The sequence below is a fragment of the Thalassoroseus sp. genome, from assembly GCF_984380535.1.
This window is the reverse complement of sequence record NZ_CFHRBF010000003.1, coordinates 123,047-148,978: the sequence shown is the minus strand read 5'-3', so window position 1 is coordinate 148,978 and position 25,932 is coordinate 123,047. Positions and strand designations below refer to the sequence as shown.

1 protein-coding gene is annotated in these 25,932 nt (G+C 56.1%); it reads right to left on the bottom strand.

Annotation, left to right across the window (positions count from 1 at the left end):
* Positions 1–45: 45 nt before the first annotated feature.
* Complete coding sequence (locus AC5DDB_RS05105) at positions 46–25,554, bottom strand: autotransporter-associated beta strand repeat-containing protein (RefSeq protein ID WP_491738607.1); 25,509 nt, start codon at positions 25,552–25,554, stop codon at positions 46–48.
* Positions 25,555–25,932: the final 378 nt, after the last annotated feature.

Here is a 25,932-nt window from a genome sequence, read left to right as displayed (position 1 = left end):
GATTCCATGGCCCGCTCAAATAGTGTTTGAGCGGGCCATTTCGTTTTACTTGGGACGTCGGCGGCGACGGGCATTTCGGCCCTTCGTGTCTTGCCGCGTGAAGTCGGCGATGGCTTCGTCCTGGGCCTGCTGTTGGGCACGGCGACCGACAATCGCACCGGCTGCCATTACACCAGCGGTTGCTGTGAGACCGTTTGTCGATGCGTCATTGGCATTGCTGCCAAGTTTCCGGGTGAGTTTTTTCCCAGTTGTCGTTGGTTGCCAGTTGGCCCAAGAATCATCCGGCGAAACCGGCGAGGAAGCGGGAATCGCAGTGACGGCACCGGAAGCTGGTTGTTCGGCAGGTTTCGCATTGCCACCGGCGTCGGCTGCAGCCCCGTCGTCTGCTCCCACCGGTGGTTCGGCCGGCGTTTCGTTCTCGTCAACGACTTGAGAACGGCCCGTGTCATCCGGCGTGCGTTCCCGTTCTTGAACCACTCGACCTTGCTTGAGAGTAACGTCCCGGTAGACCGCTTCTCGTTCACCTTCAACAACGACAACTTGATATCGACCGTCAGCTTCCGCGAAGCGTCGCCACAGTGCGGTCAGGTTGTTGACTTCCTCCGCAGTGAGTTGGAACTCTGCGACAACTTCGCCCCGAGGCGAAAGCACTCGCAGCAGGAATTTCTTCTCTTCGGACCCCGATTGATCCTGGGTATTCCCGGTGAATCCTTGATTCTGGTTCAGTTGGACGGGCGTCGTATTGTCGGCCGTGATCAAGTCATTCGCATCAGCCTCACCACTAAACAGCGGCGGAGGTGTGGCGGACAGGTCGAAGACCACCGTCCCGAACCCAGTACCGGGATTCACGAAACTGGGCACGACCGTGTTCACGCTCACCGTACGTTTGTCAAACTGAACACTCGAGCCGAAGCCGTTTAGTCCCGCCCGGTCACCTCGAAGCAAACTTGCCAGAGTTTCATTGAATGTTGGTAGAGCGTTTTGGCCCCCCATTTCGGTCGCGTTGCGACCGGCGGCCAAGTTATTAGAGCCCCGATCCAAAGGCCCTGGGACGTTCCCGACGAAATTGATATTCGGGTCGTTCAAGCCGACCAAAAGGATTCGGATTGGGGCCGATGGATTGTTGGGATCGGGAGCGGTTGTGTAGGTGTGAGTTGCGACCTCTTCACCGGCGTTCACTTGCGTCGTTGGGCCAACGTTACGGGCACGCACGATTTCATCCGTGACGCCACCCTCAGGCCGGTTGAACAGCAAGTTCAGTTCATCGCCGCCGATTCCCTCGATGCTGATGGTACCGTCACCCCAATCGATGATGTAGGTGAGGTTCTCCTCATCCAAAGAGCCGATGTTGAACGTCACAGTGACTTCACCGAGAGCGCTGACATCGGAAACTCGAATTTCGGAAATATTCGGCTCTACGACTCGAACTCGTCCGAACACAGCGTTGTTTTCAATGCTGCCTTGTCGTCGTTCGACGGACGCGTTCGGAGCGATCATCGTAGTGCCCGTTCTCGCTGTTCCGTTGATTTGGGCGTCGCCAACGATGTAAATGTCACCACGAACTTCGATATTGGTACCAGCTGTAATGGTAATATCACCACCGAACAACGCACGCATCAGAGCTGTGTTGACGAACCCGGTGGCGGCGTTGATCACCATGTTTCCGCCAGCATCGAATTCCGCATTCACGGAGATGCTGGAACTACGGGATACGAAATTAATATCTCTGCCAGTGTCGACTTCGCCACCAATGATGGATTCCGCTGCCGATCGCAGTAAAAGATCATCGCCGACAACCAGCCGACCGCCAATGGTCGTGACGAGTGAGCCATTGACGGCGTTCAGGCTGAGATTGTCGCCTGCAGTCATCGAGGCATTGACACTCAGGAACGTATTGGCCGTCACATCAATGTTGCGACTAGCAACGAATGCAGCATTCACTGTGACATTTGCATTGTCCGACCGCGACACGATATTGCCACGAGCCGTCACACTACCGCCGAAGACAGAGGCTTCCGCGGAGCTAAGCGTGACATTGTCCGCCGTTAGCTGCCCCGGCGCGGTTGACGTCAGCGTATCGGTGACGGCGTCGATCATCAGATTACCGTTGGCACTGACTCCTGCATTGATCCCGACCGCCGTTTGAGCGGTGATATTAATGTCTCGCCCTGCTTGGAAACCGGCGTTGATGACTGTCGACGTAGCCGAGGTGGAAACGATCGAACCGCTTCGGGAAGATACAGTAGCGTTGAACTCGGAACTAGCAGTGTTCGAATTCAATGTCACGTTGCTGCCCGCGCTGATCGATCCTGCACCGTTGGTTTGCAGCGCCGCACCGGCATCGATGGTCAGAGTCCCCACTGCGATATCCACAAGGGCTTCGACGGTAATATTTCCTGTGGTGTTGGGTAGACGCATAAACGTCGCGTTTTCAGCCCCCGTGTTTGTCACAGTCTCACTGATCAGTAGGCCGATCCCTCGAACCAAGATGTCTCCATCGTTGCTCGCGGGATTTCCTTCGCCCACGGTGAGACCCACAGACCGACCGGTGCCATCCATTAAGTCACTGCCTGGCACTCCTCCGATTGTCATCGTTGACGCATAGCTGCAGAGATTGATCCCACCAGTCGCGGTCAAAGCTTCCAGATTCGGAACATTGACGTCGATGTCTGCTTCATTATTGGCGACCACCGAACGGGTGCCGGCTTGGGCCGTTTCACCGTTACCGATCCCAATGCCACTCCCTGCGATCAACGTGACCGGACCGCCCAATACATTAGGCCGGCTAGGTCCTGTCAAAGCCCCATCTCCGCCGCGATTATCTGTAATTTGACCGACTCCATCGGAGATGGTCATCGATCGCAACATCGTCAGGTCGGGACTGCCGCCGAAAGTTGCGACGGCATCAGCAGTCGTACCGAATCCATGATCCGCCAGCAGATGACCGACGCCGTTCGGTGCGTTGTCATTGCTGTTGAGGTTGATGACTCCGAGATGAATGTCGTCGGCTGCCGTAATCGTGACGAGGCCATCGGCCGTGCGAATTTGGCCCCTGTTGTCGGCGGCAACATTCATGGACTCTGCGTTCTCAAGTCGCACATCCGTGTTGACGCCGACAACATTGATACGACCGTTCTGTGATTCCAGAATCGTTGTTGGTCCGTCGATCAAGACGTTGTCATCGTTCGTGGCCGCGTTTCCGATGCCGACATCCTCACCGATGATCGTCACGTTCCCAGCGTTACCGACTCGCACAACGGCGGACGCAGACAGTTCGACCCCGGCGTTCCCAGTGGCGACATTGTGCGTCGTGCTTGTGGCATTGCTGCGACCTTGGATCAGGATGTTACGACTGGCAGAGGAGACCGAAGTGTCAACCCCTGTAATGAGGACACCCTCTCCATCCATCCCGCCAGTGCCCAGACCTTCAATTCGGATGTCGGCCGTTCCCGACGACCGAACCGTCCCAGTGTTTTCGATCAACACGCCTTCGTTGTCGATCCCGTCATTGCCATTCGAACCTGCCGTACCGATGATTTGGATGTTACCGTTCTGCGTGTTCACATCACCATTGTTGATGCGGACACCGCGATTGCGATCGTTTCCATTGCCGCCGTTCCCGACGATTGTCACGGTTCCGTTTTGGTTGATGTCGCCGACCTGGGCATTCGCGTCGATCATCACCCCGTCGTTGTCTCCGCTGCCTGCGGAGCCATCAGAACCGCCATTGCCCGTGATATTTAGCACGCCCGTGGTGGTCGCGACCACGGTACCGTTCCCTTGCAACCGGACCCCACGGTTGGCGTTGACACCGCTTGAACCAGTTCCATCGATGGTGACCATGCCGCTATTCGAGCGAATCTGAACACCGCCAATCGCTGGCATTGCTGTACTCGCAAGAGTTCCACCAATGTCGATCCCCTCGTTGCGATCGCCCGTCCCGAAGCTGACGCCCTGAATGGCAAGGAATCCGGTATTTGTCTGCACAACGGTCCCAGGTCCCGTGACAAGAACGCCTTCGTTATCGTTGACGCCACGCCGGGTTTGACTTCCGGTCGAACCATTGATGGTCAACGATGCACTGCCATTTGCAGTCAACTGCACACGATCCGAGACTTCCACCCCTTCATTATTGTTGCCCGTACCGAACGACTGCCCGATGAGCGACACATTTCCGGCTGCTGTCGAGGTGACTCTAGCGGCCGACGTGAGTAGGAGACCTTCGCTCTCGTTGGTCGGCGTTGATCCGGTTTCTTGCCCGGCAGTACCACGAACCGTGATTGTCGCGGTGCCCAACGATTCGAGTTGTGCCGAATTCGAAATCTCAACGCCTTGATTGTCGTCACCGGTGCCGAAACTCGTTCCGGTGATGGTCATCGCACCATTGATCGATGAGATTAGCGAGTTTGCACCGGTGATTCGTACACCTTGGTTGTTATCGATGACGGTCGGACCAGTCATCCGTCCTGCGATACCCAAGATGCTGATGGTTCCCGCATTGGGAGTCGTTCCGACCGACCGAATACTCGAATTATCGATCACAATACCATCGCTGTTGTTCCCAGCGTCTCCACCCTGCCCGTCAAGAACGATGTCACCACCAGGAATGTTACTGGCCCCGGTGCGAATTTCCGCGTTGTTCGTTAGCGTGATGCCGGCAAAACTTCCTCCGGTCGGCACCATCATCGCTGTGCTCTGCTCGGGATCATTTGCCAACAAACGAATCTCGCCATTGGCTGTCACGATTGTCCCGGAATCTCCGCCTGAAAGGGAAATCGAGCGTTCAGCGGAGTAGAACACATCTCCGTCACGCACCGTCAGATCGGCGACCGCACGGTCATCCATGGTCGACCCGGTTTGAACGCGAGCGTTTGTCTGCGTGATGTTTCCGCCCGCGAAGATTTCGAAGTGTCTTCCGCCGGTGCTCGGATCTAATGCGTCACTCAGATCGACGTTGGCATTGATGACCACGTTGTCGGTCATCGAAAGATTCGCAGCGTCGCGGGTTCGCAACTGGAAGAGTTCTGTGGCAAATGCAGTGCGGGCGGTGAAGTCACCTGCAAAGGTAATCGTGCCTGTCGTATCGCCGTTGAACGGTTGTGGCAGAGTGTCGATATCGCGAGTTGCAGAACCGTTCAATGGGCCATTCATCCCGACGAGATTTGCGTTCGCTTGGCTGACAAGTGTTTCTTCCACGCTGTTTCGGACGATCGGTGCGTTGCCGATCCGAACAATTTCAGCCTGAAGTGTGTTGAGTTCACTGTCGGCCAACGAAAGCGACATGCCATCACTGACTCCGTCAGCGGCACCCCCGAGATTGATGCTCGTCGTGCCGGTGTCGGGAGCGATCAGGATGAAACGGTCGTTTCCGCCGGCAGAGATAAGCCCCGCCAGACTTGCGCGATCGGCCGAGATGATGATATTCTGATTCGCAGTTTGCAGAACAGCGCCGGCGTCCATCGTGAACCGCCCTGTGCTATCGCCGTTCGGTTGCATCGATGGATCAACGGGCGTGAGTACCGTATCGACGGTGATCTGACCATTCTCAGATCGAACGGTTGGAGTGGCATCGAACGCCCCAGGCGTAATGGTGACGCCCTGGCCCGCCAATACGATTTGCGAGACACTGTTTCCCGCCGTCGTCTGGATTTGCACATCCGCCGAGATGGTCAGAACATCGGCCTCAGTACCAATCGCATCGTCGAACGCGACGAGTGTAATCGCTCCACCGTTCCGATTGAGAACCGGTTGAACGATTGTCAGCGCGCCTTGATTCGAAAAAATGATTTCGTCCGCTGCATTGTCACTGTTGGCCGCATCTTCAATCGTGATACCTGTCAATGACGATGGTGGAACCATCGCTGCCGTCAGGTCGCCGAAGTTGAATGTCAATTGGGTAACCGTGAGGTCGCCTTCGTTGTCGACGTGGATGTCGCCGCTGTCAGTGAAGCCTGTCAGTTGGCCGACGTTCGTATTGAAATTGACGGCCGCATTCAGCGTGCTTGGCGATTGGCCCGCATTTCGTGGGTCTGTGGGATCGACAACACCAATGCCATCGCCCGCGGCTAACAGCAACGAATTGGCAATGACGTTTGGAGCTTCCGACTGTAGCCCGTCCAGCACGCGACCGATTCCATCCTGACGCAGTCCATTTGGATTGGCATCTGCGAAGATGGCTACCGTTCCACTCATGCCGGGCATGCCCGCATTCAGTCGAGTGACAAAGATGTCACGCGGTGCTCGCAGCCCGATGTTACCACCGATCGACTGTACAACGCTTTGCGAGACACCATCCTCAAACATGGTAATGTCGGCGTTCAAAGTTCCGATGGCAACCGGTCCATTGACGGAACCGCCATCAGACGCATTCGCCATGTTCAAGCCGTTGTAGTTTGTGCCCGCAGTCACGGAAATGTCGCCACCCGCCGATGAAACCGTAACAGCCCGTGTTTGACCAAGCACGACGGAATCGCCTGCGACCAATTGAGTCGGTCCGCCGGCCGAAGTAATGTCTGCATCGACAACCAAGTCGTCCGTTGTCGCAACACCCTCTGCTGCGAGGACGATAGCCCCCGTGTCATTATTGACGACATTCGAAGAGACCGTGAGTAATCCATTCGCTCCACCGGTCGCGCGAATTTCGATGCGGTCGCTGCCAGAGTTGTTGCCCATCATGGCGGCGATGGTCACACCTTCCAGCGGGCCGACGAGAATCATATCGTCGCAATTGAGGTCGAATGACCCACCATCGACCCGACCGATCGTCAATCCACTCGATCCATTCACATTTTGAAGGACGATGTCACCGGAATCCGTTACGGCCGCCAGTCGATTGACCATTAAGTCGAGATCATCGTTAGCGGTTCCGATGCCGCTGCCCGCCCGAAGCGAGGCGTTCGCCGCGATAATGTTGGCAGTCGCATCCGCTTGGGAATCTGTAATGGCCCCAATTCCGTTGCCGGTCATCGCCAGAGTATTGGCATCGGCCACGATGTATGCATTCGCCCGATTCACATTAAGCTGGCTCAACGCAACATTTCGGCGGGCCATTAACAACGCGTCGTTCCCAAGATTGCCGTTTGTGACAACTTGCGAACCCGATTCCATAACGATGTCGGCACCTGCAATTTCCGTGTCGACGGTCGCACTATTGGCTAGGTTCCCAACAAACGGCAACGTGAATCCTGCCGCGATGACCACCTCTCCCGATGTCCCGGAAGAGACCACCGGATTCGACCCCATGGCGGTATTGTTGATCAAAACGTCTTGTTCGCTGATCAACCGAATGCTGCCATCGGCGGTCCGAACACGTCCGTCGCGATTGACGTCAGTTTGATTGAGGACAAGTGCTTCGGTCCCAGTCGCATTCGTCCCGAATGCAGCTAGAGTCACATTTCCAGCGGTCGCGACATTTTCGATCAAAGCGTTAACGACGAAGTCACCACCGTTGATGACATCATTGGAATTCAGGCGACCTTCACGGACGTAAATCTCTTGATCGGCACCATTGCGAGTGATCGTTAGACCCACCACGTCGTCGGCATCGGTCACGCCTTGCACGCCGTCCGAGGAAATCGTCAGTTGGCTGCGATCGGAAATGAAAATGTCACCGAACCGGGTTGTTGCGGCGAGATTATCGACGTTGATGTCGAGATCGTTCGTTTCCGTTGGCATCATGCAGTCGTAATTGCCGATTCCGTTGACCGCACGGAGTCCGAGCGTGCCAGCGATGACATTGAATGCATCTCGCACGGTATTCGTCGAATCGACGTAGGTTTCGCTAGCCGCGACATCAGTGATCTGACCGGCCGCATCGATGATGACCAACCGACCGCGGTTTTCGATGCCCCCCTGTTCGATCCCCCCTTGACTGTCGGTGCCGTCAATCGGCTGGCCGAGTGCGATGTCATCGACGTCGAAGACTTGGATGTGCCCAACGGTGACGTTCTCTGCGAACAATGTGTCTGCATCAATGTCGAGATCACCGGGGTCAGCGAACAGTCCAGCGTCGGAACCAATACCAGATTCCGCTCGCAACGTAATCATTGCAGCGGCGATGTTGACGTTCTGATTGCCTGTAAATGCACCGAGAGTCGCGATGTTAATACCATCGGCCGCGGCTGACTCCCCAGGTGAGTTGTCGACAATACCGGCTTGAGAGGAAAGCGTAACCGTCCCCGCTCCCGCACCAGTGCTGATGAACCCGATTTGCGGTGTGTTACCGGCGTCGTCGATCACGAGGTCTGTACTGGCACTGTTCCCACCGGCGTTGACATTGCCAGTGGTCAGTGTGATGTTTCCACCGGGCGTGGTGACCCCAACAACATCGGCTACAAAGCACTCGTCCGCGTCGATGTAGTCGACGATCACGCCATCGCTATCGGTGTAGCTGATATTGCCGCCTTCGGATCGCATGGCAATGATGTCAGCGTCGTTGTTGGTGTTCGTCAGTACGATGTCACCATTGAGAGCCGTCCGCGCCCCGAGTCTCATGGTTTGAATAGCTGCTGTTTGCGTAATGTTCCCAGTGAGGGCCAGCAAGCGGACGGCATCGCTCGCGTTGATCGCTGCATTAATGCTGATTTCATTGGCACAGATATTGACCACCGTCGCCGAAATGCCGGTGACATCCCGATCAAAGCAACCCAGCGCTGTGACAGTTCCCGTGCTGAAGTCGTCGACATCGTTGAAGAACAAGTTGCCCATGACGTCGGCGGCCAGCACATCGACATCGTTGCCCAGTTCCAACGTGACATTAGCACCGGCAATGATCCCCAAATTAACGGCTTCCAAGACAGCCGTTTGAGTGATCGTTCCCGCCGACCGGATGCGCAGCGTTCCACCGATCCCGCCCATTACGGGCCCGCCCATGGCGGATGCGGGAGTTCCCACTGCGATGGCTTCGGAAATCACTAAGCCCTCAGCCCCCATGGCGACCTTGCCCACGCAAATCAACGCATCGACTTCAACTCTCAGACCGGACAAATCAGCAAACACATCACGGCTGGTAACGCTGCCGATTGTAAGTTCATCGGTATCGGAATACTGCAACGAGCCTCCGATGAAGGTGCCGCCGCCAATATCGCGTCGTGTGACTTCAGCCGTCAGAACATCGACGTCATTGATTGCAGACCCCATAGCTCCATTGGGATCGAAACGCACATCGCCGCCAGTCAATCGAATGCCGAAACTTCCTGCAATGATTCCACCGGTCACGCCGTCCTGCATGAGGCTGTTTTCTTCGACATTGTTTGCCGAACCTTGACCGATCAGTCTCACAGTACCGGTCCCAACATTCAGACCATTCGTTCCCCCGTAGAGGCCTGAAGCATTGAAAGCCGCGTCGGTCACTGATGTGACGGCACGAAGATTAAAGCCATCGGTATCTCGGAAGCCAAAGTCCCCACCGCCGGTTGCGGCGGAAAGATTATTGACATCGTTTACGGCGGTCAGCAGATTAATTTCGCCGGTCGCCGAAATCACACCGAGAGTATCGGCGGTGATCGTCGCTGTCGCAATTTGCGTGACGTTACTGTTTGCATTGATGCGAATCGTGCCCGAAGGATTGTTCCCGCCATTCATGAAGTTGCCACTTCCGAGAACTCGCTCGGAAGTAACATTCGCATTCAAAGTGACCGCGCCGGTCACGGCGTGCAGAGTAACGTCACCAACGTCCAAGTTCGCGATGGTGTCGTTGACCGTCAACGATGCGGCTTGCACGCGGATTTCGTCGTTGCCACTATTGTTGTTCACGGTATCGGAAATCGTCAGACCGGAAAGATCAGCAACATTCCCCGTGCTCGTTTCGCCATAACTTCCCACAGTCAGATCAACCGAGAACATGTCGCCAAGAACAGTGCCGACCGTCAGGGCATCCGTATCATCCAACCGGATCGAACCTTGATCGGTGACGGCGGCGATGGTGTCGATCGTGGTGTCAATCGCGTCGGCGGGACCACCGACTGTCGAGGATCCAATACCATCACCGGCTCGGAGTGACGCCGAAGCTGCAATAATATTCGCACTGCCGCTTCCATCACCATCTCGGCTGTCAAGAATGGCACCAATGCCGCTGAGGTCACTATCGGCCACCACATACACTGTCTGGCCAGTGGCATCGATCAGACTGATCGCCACGTTGTCGGTCGCTGTCAGAATGGCGTCACCGCCGCCCGTTACCAAGCTGGTTTCAGCGAGGTTTGTCGAGGCCATCGTGATATCACCGTCGCCATCTCCAGCGCTGAGAGTTTGATCGAAGTTGAACACACGCCCCGCATGCACTTCGATGTCGTCTCCGTTCGAACGCACCGTTGCGGATCCGGTGAAGTTAACGTCTTCCTCGGCGACAAAGCGAATATGTCCGCCAGAGGCGGTCGTGGTAGTGACGTCGGCATCGATGTTCAAATTGCCGCTGGCCAACAGTCCGCCGATTCCTGCCGCAAGGGTCAGTGTCCCGGTCCCGGCATTGGTGACGGTCTCATCGACGCTGAGATTTCCATCTTCAGTCCGAATAAGAATGTCGCCAGAACCACCGCCAATTCGAATCGCTTCTGTCAAACCACCGAAAACGCCGAGCATGGAATCGGTGTTATCGAGCGAGACATTATTGATATCGGTGATGAAAATGTCTCCATCTGCGACGAACGCCGACAGCGTGTTGACGTCCACATCGATATCGTTGCCTTCCGTAAGCGGCATGCCGTATGCGAAATTACCGATTCCCGTTCCCGCACGTAATGCCGCTGCACCAGCAGTAATATTTTGGGTGCCCTCCAAAAGCGGATCGACATCGCTGATTGCTCCGGTGACATCGAGCACCACGATTCGATCGACATTGACGACAGTGTTTAATTGGAGATCGTCAACCTCGAAGATTTGAATTGCCCCACTCGTCGTGTTTGTGGCGGTGAGAATGGTGGCGTTGATGTCAAGGTCCTCGGAATCGCCGAATTCCGAGCCAGTGTTGTCACTTCCGATACCACTTGCGGCGGAGAGTGTCACCACGTTGCCAATGACGTTCGTATCAGCGGAGTTGACGTTTCCTGCCGACTCGCCGATTGAACCGTCGATAATCGCCCCGACACCGTCGCTAGCTGGACCCAACAAGGCAGACAAGTTGGCATCGGCTGTCAGTGTGACATCGCCGGTACTAGCATTGATATTTGCGACTGTGGTCGTCGTTGCATCGTCGATCGTCAGATTCCCGCCGGTCTGTAGGGTGATATTTCCTCCGTTGGAAACGACACCGACTACGTCCGTCATTGTGCATCCACCGTTTCCGGCCACGTCGACGGTGAAGCCATCTTGCTCCGTGAAGGAAATGTTCCCGCCATCAGTAATCGCGGCGAAGACATCGACAAAGTTGAAACTGCTGTCGAGCGAAATCATGCCGCCTGTACTGCGGGCCGCAAGTCGGCTAACGCTGAGAGCACCGAGCGGAAACGGGCTTTGTGTGATTCCGGCGGCACCGCTGATCAGATCGAGCGTTCGCATCGGGCCCGTTGTCAGATCAATCGCTCCCGTCAACGAGATTTGCCCCGTTGTGAACAATTCGAGTTCTCCGGTTGCAAATTCGGAATCCGCGACGAAATTGCCGAAGGTAATCAAACCGCTCGTGACGCCACCGAACGGGTTGTCAGTTTCTGGACCAGCAGTTGTTCCCGGTGGATCGATATGAGGGAACAATCCTTCGGGGTTATCGAACGGTTGGCCGCCAAAGAGGTCGTTGGGCGTGTTTGGATTCACACCGATGACAATCGTCGGTGCGGATAGCAGGTTCAGTTCGTTATCATCGATTGCCAGTCCCAAAACTGCGCCAGCACCAAGAGATATTAGTCGGGTGGTTGTGTCGGCAGCGATGAGGATTTTGCCGGCGGTGGTGGAAATCTCTCCCGCCAAATCGGCATTGTCGGCTGAGATATAGACGTTGCCGGAAGTCGTCGAGATGGTGGCAACTGCCGCCGTCGTAAGTGTATTGGTACCGACATCAACGGCGATACTGCCGGTCTCCGTCGAAACGGTTCCGCTCGTGAGACTCACGCCTTCACCGTCGAGGAAGATACGACCCGTCCCTCCGATTCCCGTATCCGAAACAACCGCAACATCGGCTGAGATCGTGAGTAGATCGACACCCGCTGAACCTCGCGCAGACAATGTTACGTCGCCATCATCCCGATTGCGAACCGCTCCGAGGACGTTGAAGGTTCCCGCCGTGACGATCGTAATATTGTCGTTAGTGCTGTCTTGAGCATCGCCGCCGAGCCCGGCATCGTCGTTGATACTTACCCCAACGGTGTCAATGTCAGCCATTTGACCTGGACTTGGGGAATATTCCAGTCCAAACCCAGCCGCGATAATCAGATTCCCGGTGTTTTTCACATGAATATCGCCTGAGTCGGTCTCGGCGACAAGTTGGTTCACGCCGGTGTCGATGTCTTCGCTGTCGTCACCGATTCCACTGCCGGAGGTGAGTTGCAAGAAGTTCCCGACGATGTTTTCATTCCCTAAACCTTCCCCGGTCAGGTTATCAAAAATCGCACCGGTACCGTTCAACGTAAAGTCGGCGCTGCCATCATGGGAGACCCGCGAATCGGCGCGGACGGCAACATTGCCCCCCGTTATGATTCGGCTGAGTTCAATATTTCGAGCAGCACTCAAACCGATGTGTCCATTGTTAGACGTGATTCGCGAGCCATCGCTCATCAGGATGTCGCCAGCATCGGAACCGGCAAGCGTACTGAAACGGTCGGAACCAGCAAACAAGAAGATTTGCCCGGTGCCTTCGGTCGAGATCGATCGTGCAGTTCCGCCGTTGAGCGAAATTGTATCGCCCGCGAACAGACGGATATTGCCGCCTGTTGTGCCATCAACCGCAGCGGCCGAAATTCCAAACGCGGCGATATCACCGTTAATTGTCAAATCGGAACTCGACGTCGTGCCTTCTGCCGACAGGGTGATGTTCCCAGCATCGGCGTTGACGACCGTCTCGTTAAAGACCATCACGCCGTTTCGGATCACACCCGTATCGTTCACGGTAAGCGAACCGGTGGCTCTCACATCGATTGAGAACGTGCCCGTGTTGGCATCGACCGCGTCATCCAAGATGGCGACCCCAGACGATCCAGCTACGCCGATAACGACGAAGTCATTCGCCGGAATGCTCACGGTCGGCACCGACCCAATGGCAAGATTCGTCGTGTTCTGGACGTGGATATTGCCGGTGCTTGTGATCGCCGCCAGGACGCCAACGGTGGTGTCAATGTCCGTATCAGCTGGGCCAATGCCAGTTCCGATTCCATCACCTGCGCGAAGTTGCAAATTCGCAGCGATGACGTTGGGGGATTCGTCCGCTTGGTTGTCGGTGATGGCCCCATCGCGGTCATCGTTCGTGTCTGCCCGTACTGCCACATTGCCGGTGCCGGCATCGATCCGCGCGAGAGCAACGTTATGCTGAGCCGCGACCAAGACATCCCCATCTGTGGTACCGGCGGTCGTGATCAAAGCGCCGCTTGCCATGGTCAAGTCACCAAGGACATCTCCCGTATTTATAAAGCCGCCGGTATAACTAAATGCAACTCCCGCAAGGACGAGGGCTCCACCGCCGTTGGTATCGACCACCGCCATCCCCGTGAAGTCAACATCCACCTCGCTATACAGTCGAACGTCGCCACCCGTACTGGTGACGTTCGCGTTGATGGTTAGACCGCTGACGTCTGGAGCAGGATTGACGCCCCGACGGTCACCGTCAAACGCCGCCAGGGTAATATGCCCGGCACTCGCGTTCGTCACGTTGGCATTGACCGTAAACTCGTCGCCCCCCCCGTTCACTGCCCCCTCGCGAATGAGAATATCCTGAGCGGCACCCGCACCGGTAATGGAGACTCCATTGGCTCCCGTGATTCCATCCAGCGTTGTGCCGGAAAGATCAGCGATTGTCAGGCTCCCGGCATCGCTGATGAAAATGTCGCCCGTTTGAATTGGTACCGTCTGGATTGGTCCACTCGTGCCAGGAACCTCAGCCAGTTCCGTGTCGCGGAAGTTCGATGTCGCAGCGAGATTGGTGACTTCGACGTCGATATCGTTTGCCTCGTCTCCCGAGTTCGTGTCACTGAATGCCGCGCCGATGCCGTCGTCTGCAATGAACGAGGCATTGATGGCTGTCACGTTCGCGAGCGTCTCGTCTGACGAGTAATCGACGATTTTTCCGGCGTCGATGTTATCCGCACCGGCCACGATGAAAGCGTCTGTTGCTGCAATCACTCGCTGCAGGAATACGTCATCGTTGGCTTGGAGCACAACTTCGCCGACGGTCGACATGATAAATATCTCACCCGCCACGCTGGGTTCTTCCATGATCAGGTCGGCCCCGTCCCCTTGTCGAGTCGGGTCTCCAGCGTCTCCGGTGCGATCGCCGCTTCGTCTTCCGGTGGCACGAACGTATGCAGTGCCAGCGGTGAGCGAGGCGTTATCGAGCAGTGCCGAACGCGAGTAGCTGGGGCCAATCGCGCTGCGGAAGATCGTATGAGCGGCTGTCGAGTCGAAGGTGCCGTCGATGATGACATCGCCATGAAACTCAAGATCGCCTGCTTCCCCAAGGGAACCTCCTCCATCGGTCACGATCGTGATGTTGTTCAGTGCCGTGCCACCGCCCGTGCTATTGATATTTCCGAGTTGAACTTCGCCGCCATTGAGGTTCGGCGTGTTGCCAACGGTAGCGACTGAAGTGTCGATGGATAGGTCAACATTTGACGCGACGGCTGAAAGATTGGCGAAGATCAATGTGACAGTACCGCCGCTACTCTCATCGACGAATCCCGCCATGATGGGATTGCCGGGTTGATTTGTGTCGATCGTTGTCGACTCGGTAAGCCGCCAATCACCGGCGATTGTGACGTCTCCCGATTCCGCATTGAACGTCGCGGAACCATCGTCATCGGTGCGAATCTCGGTGGTGCTGGCGGTGTCTGAATCGATCGTGATGACGGCTCCCGTACCAAGCGCATCGAGCGTCAGATCGTTGACGAACTCACCGCCACCGGCTGTGCGGTCAAACAAGTTTCGCGTGACCGCATCGACGCGATCAATCAACGTTCCGTTGACGTTGCCGATCGTGATCGCCCCAGCGGTCCCATTGCCCGATGGAGCAGTATGGTTGGGTGCAAGGTCACTTCCACTGCGAGTGTCGATCACCAAATCGACACCAGCCTGCGAACTGGAAATCGTTGCGGTACCGAAGTCGACCGCTCCGCCATCTCCGTTTCCGCCTTGCTCGGTCGTCACTTCGATGACAGTCCCCAGGGCCGCATCGAGAAGAACCGAGACGCCATCGAACCGAAACGCAGCGGGCGCCGCTCCGGCATCGAGTGTGACGTTGTTCGTCAAGACGAGTGTGCCGTCGAGCGTGCGAGCCGCTCCCGTTCCACTCGTGGCGTTCACGGTCACCGTTTGAAGATATTCTTCGCCAACGTCTCCTCCGTCATTGGAAACGAGTCCGAGGAAGACGTCACCCGCCAGCGTGCCGGCCGCGGTGGTCGCGACGTTAAGTTGCAAATCGTCGCCGGCAACGTTCGATCCGAACAGTTCCGCCGCTGAGAGGTCGATATCGCCGGCGTCTCCACCAGTGACACCATCGGTTGAAAGGACCCGCGTGACGGTTCCACCAGTCGTGTTACCGACCTGAACTCGGCCCTCCAATACGATGCCACCTAACGCCGCCGTGAGATTCGTGGGGCCGACAGCATCCTGGTCATTGAGCGTGTGATCGGTCGTGATGTCAGCGTTGAGGTTAACAACTCCCACGCCGTCCGTCCGGGCAATGAATGCTCCCAGGAAGAAACCTCCGGTATTCGTAATTGGACTTTCGATGCCAATCACACCGTTACCCGCCGTCGCATTCACTGAGTTCCCTTCGCGACGGACGTCCAACTCCAGAATGAGATCCATTTGAGCGGCACTAACTGTTCCGCTGGCCGGGAAGAGGATGCTTCCGGCGTCGGTGAAATCTTCAACATAGTCGGTGTCGAGAACGGCGTTGTTCTGCAAGACGATGACCGATGTCGCCGGCATACTCAAATCGATGTTACCACCATCAGTTTGTAGCGTGGCAACATTGGTCAGCATTGTCCCGTTGGGCAGAGTAACGGTGGCTTCTGGCGCGTTGAGAATGATCGTGTCGGCATTTGTTCGGATATCACCAACGACCACCGGGACTGCCAGTCTCGCACCGATAGCGGCCACATTTGCGTTGACTGTCAATGTGTTACCGACTGCGTTCAGATTGATGTCGCCAGCATCAAGATTGACGACTACCGCACCGATCGAAAGTGAACCGTTCGCCGTCAATGTGATGTTGTCGTCACCGCTGTTCGCACCGCCGAGTGAGTCCGAATTATCGGCACCAGTGAGCGATGGCAGAGCATCCGTAATGAACACACCGGATAGTGCCCCAGAAAAAGTATTCCCGGCGATATCGAAGGTGGCCGCTGAGACAGGACCGGTCGTCAAGTTCCCGGAGCTGGCCACATGGATGTCGCCGCGTCCGGTTGCCCCCGAGAAGTTTCGGCTCAACAAGACATTGAGATCTTCCGCATCTGTTCCGATGCCGCTGCCAGCACGGAAGACAGCATTCGCAGCCGTCACGTCAACGGTCGTGCCACCGGAGAAGTCGCTAATTGCCCCATCCCCACTTCCGTTTGCGTCGGCGGTGAGAAACACGGTGCCGCTACCGGCTGTGATCGCCGACAGTTCGATATGACGTCCGGCGGTCACGAGCACATTCCCGTCGGCGTTCGTGCCATCCGTATTGATGTTGTAAGCCGGAGTCGCAGCGCCAGCGGTGGCTTGGACGTCAGACGCCTGGAAATTCGCCAAGCTTCCGCCACCGTTGGCCCCGAATACGTATTGGCGTCCGGCGTGGATTTCAGCATCACCGCCATTGGTATTTAGCGTGGTCCCATTACCAAAAATGACATGACCGAACGAAATGAGCCGAATATCGCCGCCGGTAGAGTTCGTGTTGGTGACATTCGCATTGACGAGAAGATCGTCACCAGCCGCGTCGAGATCGGAGGCAAGCGTAATGCTTCCAGCACCGGCATTCGTTACGAGAGAGTTCACGGTCAAAATGCCATTCCCCTCACGGACGAGGATGTGATCATCGGCGCCGCCGGTGCCAATTTCGATCGCGTTCGTCAATCCGCCTGCTGCCGCCAGAGTGAGGTCGGACGGATCCTGAATGCTGATGTCGCCCGTTTCGGTGTAGGCCGCAAGAGTTGTCACATCGATGTCGATATCTGCATCATCGGTAGCAGCATCACCGATGCCGGTGGCTGCCTGTAGGACTGCGGTATTCGCGATGATGTTGAGCGCAGTTCCGCCGGTATCGTTGGCAGGTGTGGCATCGCTTATCGCACCGACGTTGTCAGTCAGACCGAAATCGTTGTCGTCGGCGGTCACGAACACGGTTGTGGTTGTCGTCACCTGCCCCAAGACGACATTTCGAGTAGCCTCGATGTCGATATTTCCGCCAGCGGACTGAATGACCGCTCCATCGGACATGACGACGTCGGCAGCGGCATTGCCCGCTTGATTCGTACCGTCGTTGTAGTCTTCACCCGCGGAGACGTTGACGACACCAGTCCCGGCTGCCGACACGGCACCAGTGGTCTGAAGAATATCCCCACCTGCGAGCAAGGTGATATTGCCGTTCCCACCAGCGGCGGTGATGTCGGCATTGATTTGCAGATCGTCATCGCTCGACGCAAACGTGCCCACTAAGGCGTTCGTGCTGCCTTGAGCCGCCAAGAGAATGTTACCCGCATCGTTGTTGACGACAGTCGCATCGACGATCAAAGGACTTGCGGCGACGATGGTGATCGTGTCGTTTGTCGAGTCTTGTGCATCAGTCCCGATCGCGACGTCATCGAGTATCGTGGCACCGCTAAGTAATGGAGCGACACCGAACTTGCTGAAGATCGCACTCGCGATGCTTCCGATCGTCAGAGATCCGTCGTTTCGAACGTTGATATCGCCGGAATCCGTCTCAGCCGCGACCGTCGCAACGGCAAGATCGATATCCGCGAGCCCACTCACTCCATCGCCGACTCCAGTCCCGGCTCGTAACACAGCCGCCAACGCCGTGATGTTCGCGGTCTCCCCGTTATTCGAGTCGACGATGGAACCGGTCCCGTCCTGATAGCCAGTCCCGTCCACATTGCTGTCTGCAATGACATAGACGATGCCCGAGGTCCCAACCGACGCAGCCCCCGCCGTGATATTGGCCAATTGAACGTCGTCAGTGGCCGTCAACAAAATGTTGCCATTGCTGCTGCCGGCGTCCGAATCATCAGTAGTGATGGTCGCATCTAAACCGGAACTTGTCAGAATATCGCCGTCGGTTGAACCTAGAGTTTGCGAAGCTGGATTGAAGTAATCAATCACGCGACCGGCATGGATTTCGATGTTTCCGGTATCGACACCACCGACCGTTGCTGTCGAAATTGTCAACGCGCTCCCGTCGATGTCCCGGTCGAGAATTTCGACATCTGCGAACGAGATCAGTTCAATGCTACCGCCGTCGAGATTCAAGCTGTCACGACCGCCGGAGTTGAGAATGTCGGCTTCGATATCGAGGTTGGCGTCGTCAGACTGAATCAACGTGATACCACCGGCTGTCAATCCGGTACCTGGCGTGATGGTGACGTCACGGAATACATCGAAGACGTCGTTCCCATCACCGCTGTGCCGAATGAGGATATCATCGTCTGCGGTGGCCGCAGTGATCGAGATTCCAACGAGCGAGTCGACCACACTGATCGCTAAGCCATCGTCTAGCACCGAACCGGCATCGTTACTATCGGAGATACTGATGTCGCCGGTGGCAGTGGTCGCCGCTAGGTTCAGAACTTGGACGTCGATATCGTCGTCATCGGTTGCACTATTGCTCATTTCCGCAACGCCGATCCCACTGCCCGCACGCAACGCGAGTGAGCCAGCCCGGACATTCGCATTCTCGTTGGCTGTCGAACCATCCGTGATCGCGCCGCCTGCTGTGATCGTGGCGACGAGTCCTGGATTGACGATCTCGACCAAGCCGACGTCATCGCGTTCGGTAATTCGAATGTCGTTAACGTTGGCTCCGCCATTGAGATTGATAGCGGTCAGGAAATCAACGTCGATTTGCAACGCATTGTCGGCAGTCGTACCGGCATCGCCGGAGCTGTCCCCGATACCATCGAACGAGTTCAGGGTCAGCCTGGAGGCGACGATCGTCACCTCAGTTCCCGTCTGAGTAATCGAACCGCGATCGTTATCCGACGGTGCAGTCAATCCTTCGGTATCGGCGGTGATGACGACCACGTGATCGGCATTGTTCGCGGTTTCGATACGCGGGTCGGCATCGGAGACGAGGATTACGTCGTCCCCAGCCAGGAACGTCAACGTACTGGCGTCTCCATCGACCAAACGCACCGTCGCACCAGCTAGGATGGTGAGATCATCATCAGCGACGGTATCCTGACCACCGGCTTCGAAGGTCATGTCCGCCATGGTCGCGTCGGGCGTGCTATTTCCGATGGTGACATTGTGCGCGATTGTCAGCGGACTGTTTGCAACAACTGAGCCACCCGCGCCTGCGGTGGAAGCGGTCAACGTATCTACGTCGTTGATGGTCAAGGCACCATCATTTGTGACGAAGATACTCCCCCCGACGGCAAACGCGAGAGTATCGGTATCGAGTTCCAATGTGTTCCCGACCGCCACATTCCCGCCTGCAAGCAGTGAGACGCTCGCAGCCGTGATGTCCGCCGAGGCGTCGTTACCGAATTCGTTGACGTTGCCAGTGGCACTCAGGGCGTTCAATGTGACGCGATCGGTGGCTTGCACGTTCCCGGCTTGGACGTTGAAGAGAGTACTTGCAACCTCAACAACTCCATTCACGCCCAATGCCAAAACATTGTTCAGACTAAGACCAGTACTCTCTAGGATTCCGATCACACCAGCCGAGGCGGTTGCGTCCAACGTCGAGATTGTGGTCTCGATTTCCTCGCCGACATTCAGTCCCCCGATCGACGTGGCTGCAGTGAGATTCACCGAGGCAAAATCCGCGACGATATCGATGTCGGTATCTCCGCCATCCACAATCGCGCCCGAACCACTCGTGATGTTGATTTGATTGAAACCTGTACTCGACGTCTGCACGTTAGCCAGGGTCACGTTTTCGTCGGCGTTGATGGTGACGACACCCGCCGCTGAGATTACGGCACCGTCAGTCTGAGTGAAGGCACCGCCCGTACCATTCGCATCACCGTCGGCATCTGCGGTAAACGTGAACGTCCCGGAACCGGCGGTCGCCGACACAGAACCAGCAGCCCCGAAAGTAATATCGTCATTGGCAGACACATCGACGTTCCCTTCGGTCGTGACTGCCGCGTTGATTTGTGCGTCATCGCTTGCGGAAACGGTGACGTTCCCCGTCACGGCCAGGGTCCCTGATGCAAATGTCACGATACTGCTCGTAACATCGAGATTTCCTCCAATGTTACCGCCGTTCAATGTCGTGGTGCCGGTTCCGTCATCCTGGGTAAGATTGCCTGAGAGTGTGATCGAGCCATTAAAGCTGACGTTTCCAACGATCTTCGTGACGCCATCATCGTTGAGGTCATCAATTGTCAGTTTGTTTAGACGTTGGCTGTTGTCGCCGATCGCACCATTGAAGGTGATGTTGTTCGCGGTCAGTACTAGCGAATCCTCGGCGTCGTTCGCGCTGCGGAGCGTGCTGCCGAAAATGATTCCGTTGCTATCAGCATCGAGCCGAGTCGTGCCCGCATTCCCCGTTCCAGCCGGGTTGATCTCGACTGCAGTCCCGTAACTTTGCACGTTGGTGGAGTGAATGAGCGTGGTATTGAGAAACGTGGTGGCGGTCCCGGTCGTTGTGACCGAGCTAATCCGGTTGGTCGCTCCGACAGCTGCATTGAATTCAATCGAGGTGTCGGCGTTCAAGATGAAGGCACCGGCACCATCGCTAAGACCTTCGACGATCCCATTGAAAATCATCGTGTCTGCACGAAATGCCTTGTTGCCATCAGCGGTGTATTGATCGTCGAAACGCAACGTCCCGGTCACATCAATTGCGCGATCCGCACCATTGGCTGACGGATAGGTCGAGATTGTCGTTCCACCGCCATTGGTTGTCAGATTGACGAGGCGAGCGATTGCGGTGCCATCGTGCCCGACTTGACTGCTGAATGTGGTCGTACCGGACGCGGTGACGGTCAGGTCGCCAAACCCATCCGCCGCGACACCACCGTTGAACCCGATAACGCGATCGCTAAAGTCGACGTTGACCGCAGTCAGGACGGTGGTCCCTGTGATGGCAACGACATTGCCGTAGCTTTGGTCACCGGTGGTGGTGACATCGGCATCGATCCGAGTGATGCCACCGACGTCGGTCGACAAACTAGCAAGACTAGCCGTTGTTCCGACGTTGTTGGTGAAGGCGATGGTTCCAGTGCCCGATGTCAGCGAAAGTGCCCTCGCGGTGCCATCCGAGTCCACGGTTCCTTGGAAGGTGACATCGCCGTTCGATCCCCCTCCGGTGGTATCGATGGAAACATCCTGACCGAGCACGGTCGCTTCCGCATTGAAGACCACGTTCCCCGTGGAAGTTGCCGAACCCAGTGATAGGTTGGCGTTGAGTTGAATCTCGTCGTTCCCGGCATCCCCGTTGATGGTGAGTGCAGCCGTCAAGTTATCCAGGCTGCCGTCGACGTTGACGGTGTCTTCGAGAACAATCGTGTCGATCCCGGTACCGGCATTGATCGTCAGTGTTGCGGTGGGGTCGTTGAACGTCACCGATTCGCCGAGTGTGGAGTCAATTTGTAATTCGCCGGCATTTGTCGTGTCGGTCAATGTGATCGTTTCATCGCCACCAGTGAAGGTGAAGACGCGATTGGCGGTGCTGAGATTGTCAGTGATTGGTTCCAGACCGGTGTAAACGATATTTCCCGTACCGGAACTCTGAGAAACGATTTCCACATTGCCATCGTTAGCATTTGTAAAGACATGTGTCACCGTGTCGATCGTTGCCCCATCGGCATCGTTGATGATGAGCGTATCTTGGGTTGTTTGCCCCTCGCCGTTGAAGGTAATCGTGCCGTTATTGACCAAGCTGAAAAAGCCGACCGAATTTCCGACATTCTGTGTCGTTGCGGAGTAGTCGATGGTGAGGGTGTCATCGCCATCATCGGCGTTGATCGTCAAACCAACGACATCGGTAAACAGCTCGTTCAATACGACGGTTCCATCACGTTCGACGACGATCCGGTCATCGGTCCCGTCACCCGCTGTGCCATTGTCTGATCGATAGACGACAAAGTTATCGTCGCCGGCGGTACCCACGATGATCGGTGAGATACTTTCGACCGTCAGAGTAAAATCGTTGCCGGTTCCACCGACGTAGGACGCGCGGAATTGTGTGCCGTTGAATTCGAATGTATCTCCTTCTTCGAGACCGCCGACTTCGTTAAAAATTGTCGAGCCACCCGCGGTGACCGTGGTAAACGTGCCGACGATTGCATCTGTATCGTCGTTGTCAATCAGCACGTACACATCGCCGACATCGATATCCGTGGAACCGAGATCAGCCAAGTCCAACGCGACTCCAGCACCGGTCGTGCTAATCGTGACTGAACCGATCGCCTGCACTTGGTCATAGTCCGTACCGGCTGTCGCGCCGGCTGCGTTGTCGTCATCGAATTCAACCGCGAACGTGGCCGCTTCGTTGAAGACCAAATCACCGGACGTGATGATGCCAGGACTGTCGCCAGGTGCGAGTGTTGCACCGTTCTTGATGGTGACCGTTCCGAGAACTGTTCCATCAGTCCCTTGCAGAGTCCCGCCAGATTCGACCGTGACGGTGCCGCTGACACTTCCATCGACATCCAGGGTACCGTTGACAGTGACATCGCTGGCAATGGAACCGGTACTGCCGATCTGCAGTGTGCCGTCGACGGTTGTTGTTCCGGTATAGGTATTTGCCGCTGTGAAGATGGTTGTCCCGGTGCCGGTCGTGACACTTCCGGCTCCACTAATCACTCCACCGACCGTCAAGGTACCGATTTGCGGAGAGAAGCTGTTGCTACCGGAGATGGCAACCGTGCCGTTCCATTGCGACGTGCCACTGCTGGCGAAACTTGCCCCCACCAGAACGAGCGATTCGCCGTTGATTGTGATGTTATTCAGTTCGAGAGAGCCGCCAGTGTCGATCTGCGTGTTGCCCGCGGTGCTTCCAAGTGTCGCGGCATTTTCCAGCAACAATGTGCCGGATTCGACAATGACATCTCCGGCGAAACTATTCACTTGCTGCAAGCGAAGTGTGCTTCCTCCGCTGCCGCCGTTGACCGTGAACCCACCGGTACCGGATACCGTCGAGTTGACAGAAACTTGGCTACTATTCCCAATGTTGATAGCACTATCGGCACTTAGCTGTATACCGCCAGTCAATGTCGCAGAGACGGAATTTGAGGACTCCAAAGTTCCCCCGTCGAATATAAGCAGTTCCGATACCGTAACACTGGCACCAAATTCGAGGGTCGCCGTTGAATCGACTGTTGTTGCGGCGGAGTCCGCGCCGAGACCGTCCGCATTCGTGACGATGACGCGTCCCTCCGTGATCTGGGCGGCTCCGGAAAACGTGTTGGCTTCGCTAAGTGTGAGTGTACCTGCTCCGGATTTGATAAAGCTTCCGGTGCCGCTAATGGTGGTGCCACCGGTTTGCGTGGAATTCCCGGACCCGGTCGTCAAATTCAAGAGAGCTTGTGTGGTTACATCGCCAAGTGTAAGCATATTGGCGTCGACCACGGTGGCGTTGTTTGCCGTCAACGCCAGACCGCCAAAGTCGTTGGAGGAATTGTTGAGCTGCAGGCCATTCGTGCCGACGTTAATCGTGAGATTCTGCCCCGCCGCCGAAATGGGGCCGGTTACCGAGAGGGTTCCGTCTTCAACATTCCCGCCGTTATCGGCCGTGGTATCGATCTCGATGGTCGTTGTAACGTTAATTGTTGTCGCATCCAGCAACACATCGCCTGCTGTATCCACGGTTGCTTCATCACGCGCGACGGTTCGAATGTTGCTACCGAGATTGAGTGTACCGGCGGTAATAGTGAGGTCGTGGAGTTCTTGACCAGTAAACCCGAGGCTCCCGTTAGTCGTCACTGTGCCGCTGCCGGCGTTCAGTGTTAAGTCACGACTGCCGCCTTGGACACTATTAATGCTGATATTCCCGTTCCCCGCGGATGTGTCGATCATGATATCATTCCCACCCACTTGCAATTGGGTAAACGTAGAACTAATCGTCACAAGGTTCCCGGTAGCCGTGCTGCTGGTTGTGATATCGCCACGCAAGTCGAGCGTACTACCGCTGGTGGTCAGAGATAGAATCTCGTCCGCGTCACCAACGGTTCCGAGTTGAATGATGCTAGCATTGATCGACACAGTCTCGTCATTCGTACCGCGGATTCCACCGAGAATCAGTACGTTTCCTGTTCCTGCATCGATCGTCAGATTCGACCCATCCGTCAGTCGAATATTCGGATCGCTGGTACTCACCCCGAAATTGGCCACCGCCGACGTGCCGATCGAAACGTCGCTACCAGCATTGAACAGGTATTCCTGCCCAGAACCAACACGGTAAAACTGAGTTCCGCCACTCTGATACTGCGTCCCCGTGAAGGTCAAACTCGATAGTGAGCTATTCCCGATCGTGATATTGCCGCTAACCCCAACTGCGGACGATGTACCGATGTCGTCGATACTCACCGCACCGGTTTCGGTCGAGTTGTTCAATGTCAACGACGACAACGCGGTATTTGTTCCCAAATTGCCGGCGATTGTCAAAGCTTGATTCCCTGACGTTGCGGTCAGGCCGACGCCATCAACCGATCCGTTGATCGAGATCGCGCCGCCGGACGTCACGGAATCCGTTTCCAACGTGACCAGGCCCGTACCGGTTAAGTCCCCGTCGAAGACAATTGTGCTTGCATCAACGTTGAATGTGGAAACAGTCAGCGTTTCAGTGGCGGTCAAAACAACGTTGCTGACACCGTTTAATTCGAGGTCGCCGTCGAGATCGCTAAAGTCAGCTGAGTTGAACGTCACATCGGGATCAATGCCGGCACCCACGAAAGAGTCGTCGATCAGAATGCTTTCCAGAGTCGGCGTACCTCCTTGGAACAAAGTCGTGTCGACAGACAAAGTCCCAGTGCCCGCCCCGGAGATGCCAGCAACCGCAGGGTTGGCCGGATCTTCCGTCCAGATCCCTTCGGAAAGCACGAACTCGAAAGTTCCCGCGCCGGTGTTCTCCTGAACGGTCAGGTTCTCGTCGGTGATTTGCGCGAAGTCGTTGAGTACCAACTCGGTGCCGACGACGCCGAAATCGGCGTTGAGCACCCGACGATCTTCCAACCGACTCATGAACAGCTGCACGTACTCGTCTTCAGGCTGACGAGTTTTCGCAGGTTTCTGGCCGAGAAGTTTTTGAATCCAGTGGGTCAGGCCCATGGCTTGTCCTTCGTTGTGTCAATCAGAGACAACCGATGAAAACCGCAATCCGCCACCGCGCAGCCAAAAAACGCAACCGGCCGAGAGACAGTTTGCGTTGAATGGTTGGTAATCGGTTTGAATGCGGGCATCGTCGTGGGGGTTCGGCCCCAACAAGTTGAGAGACTCGTTTGTTCAACCGTCCGAATCACTCTCTCAGCAACCAACGTACCACTGAGCATCAATGCATCAGTTTCACGAATTCCCTGGGAGAGCGGGTAGTCAATTCTTAATGCGATGAAATGTACGAAGGCCCGCGTTGCTGTTTCACCACCTACCTGTTGTCAATTGGCAACATCGTCCGACTCGAAATGCCAAGATTTCTTGACATCTTCAAGT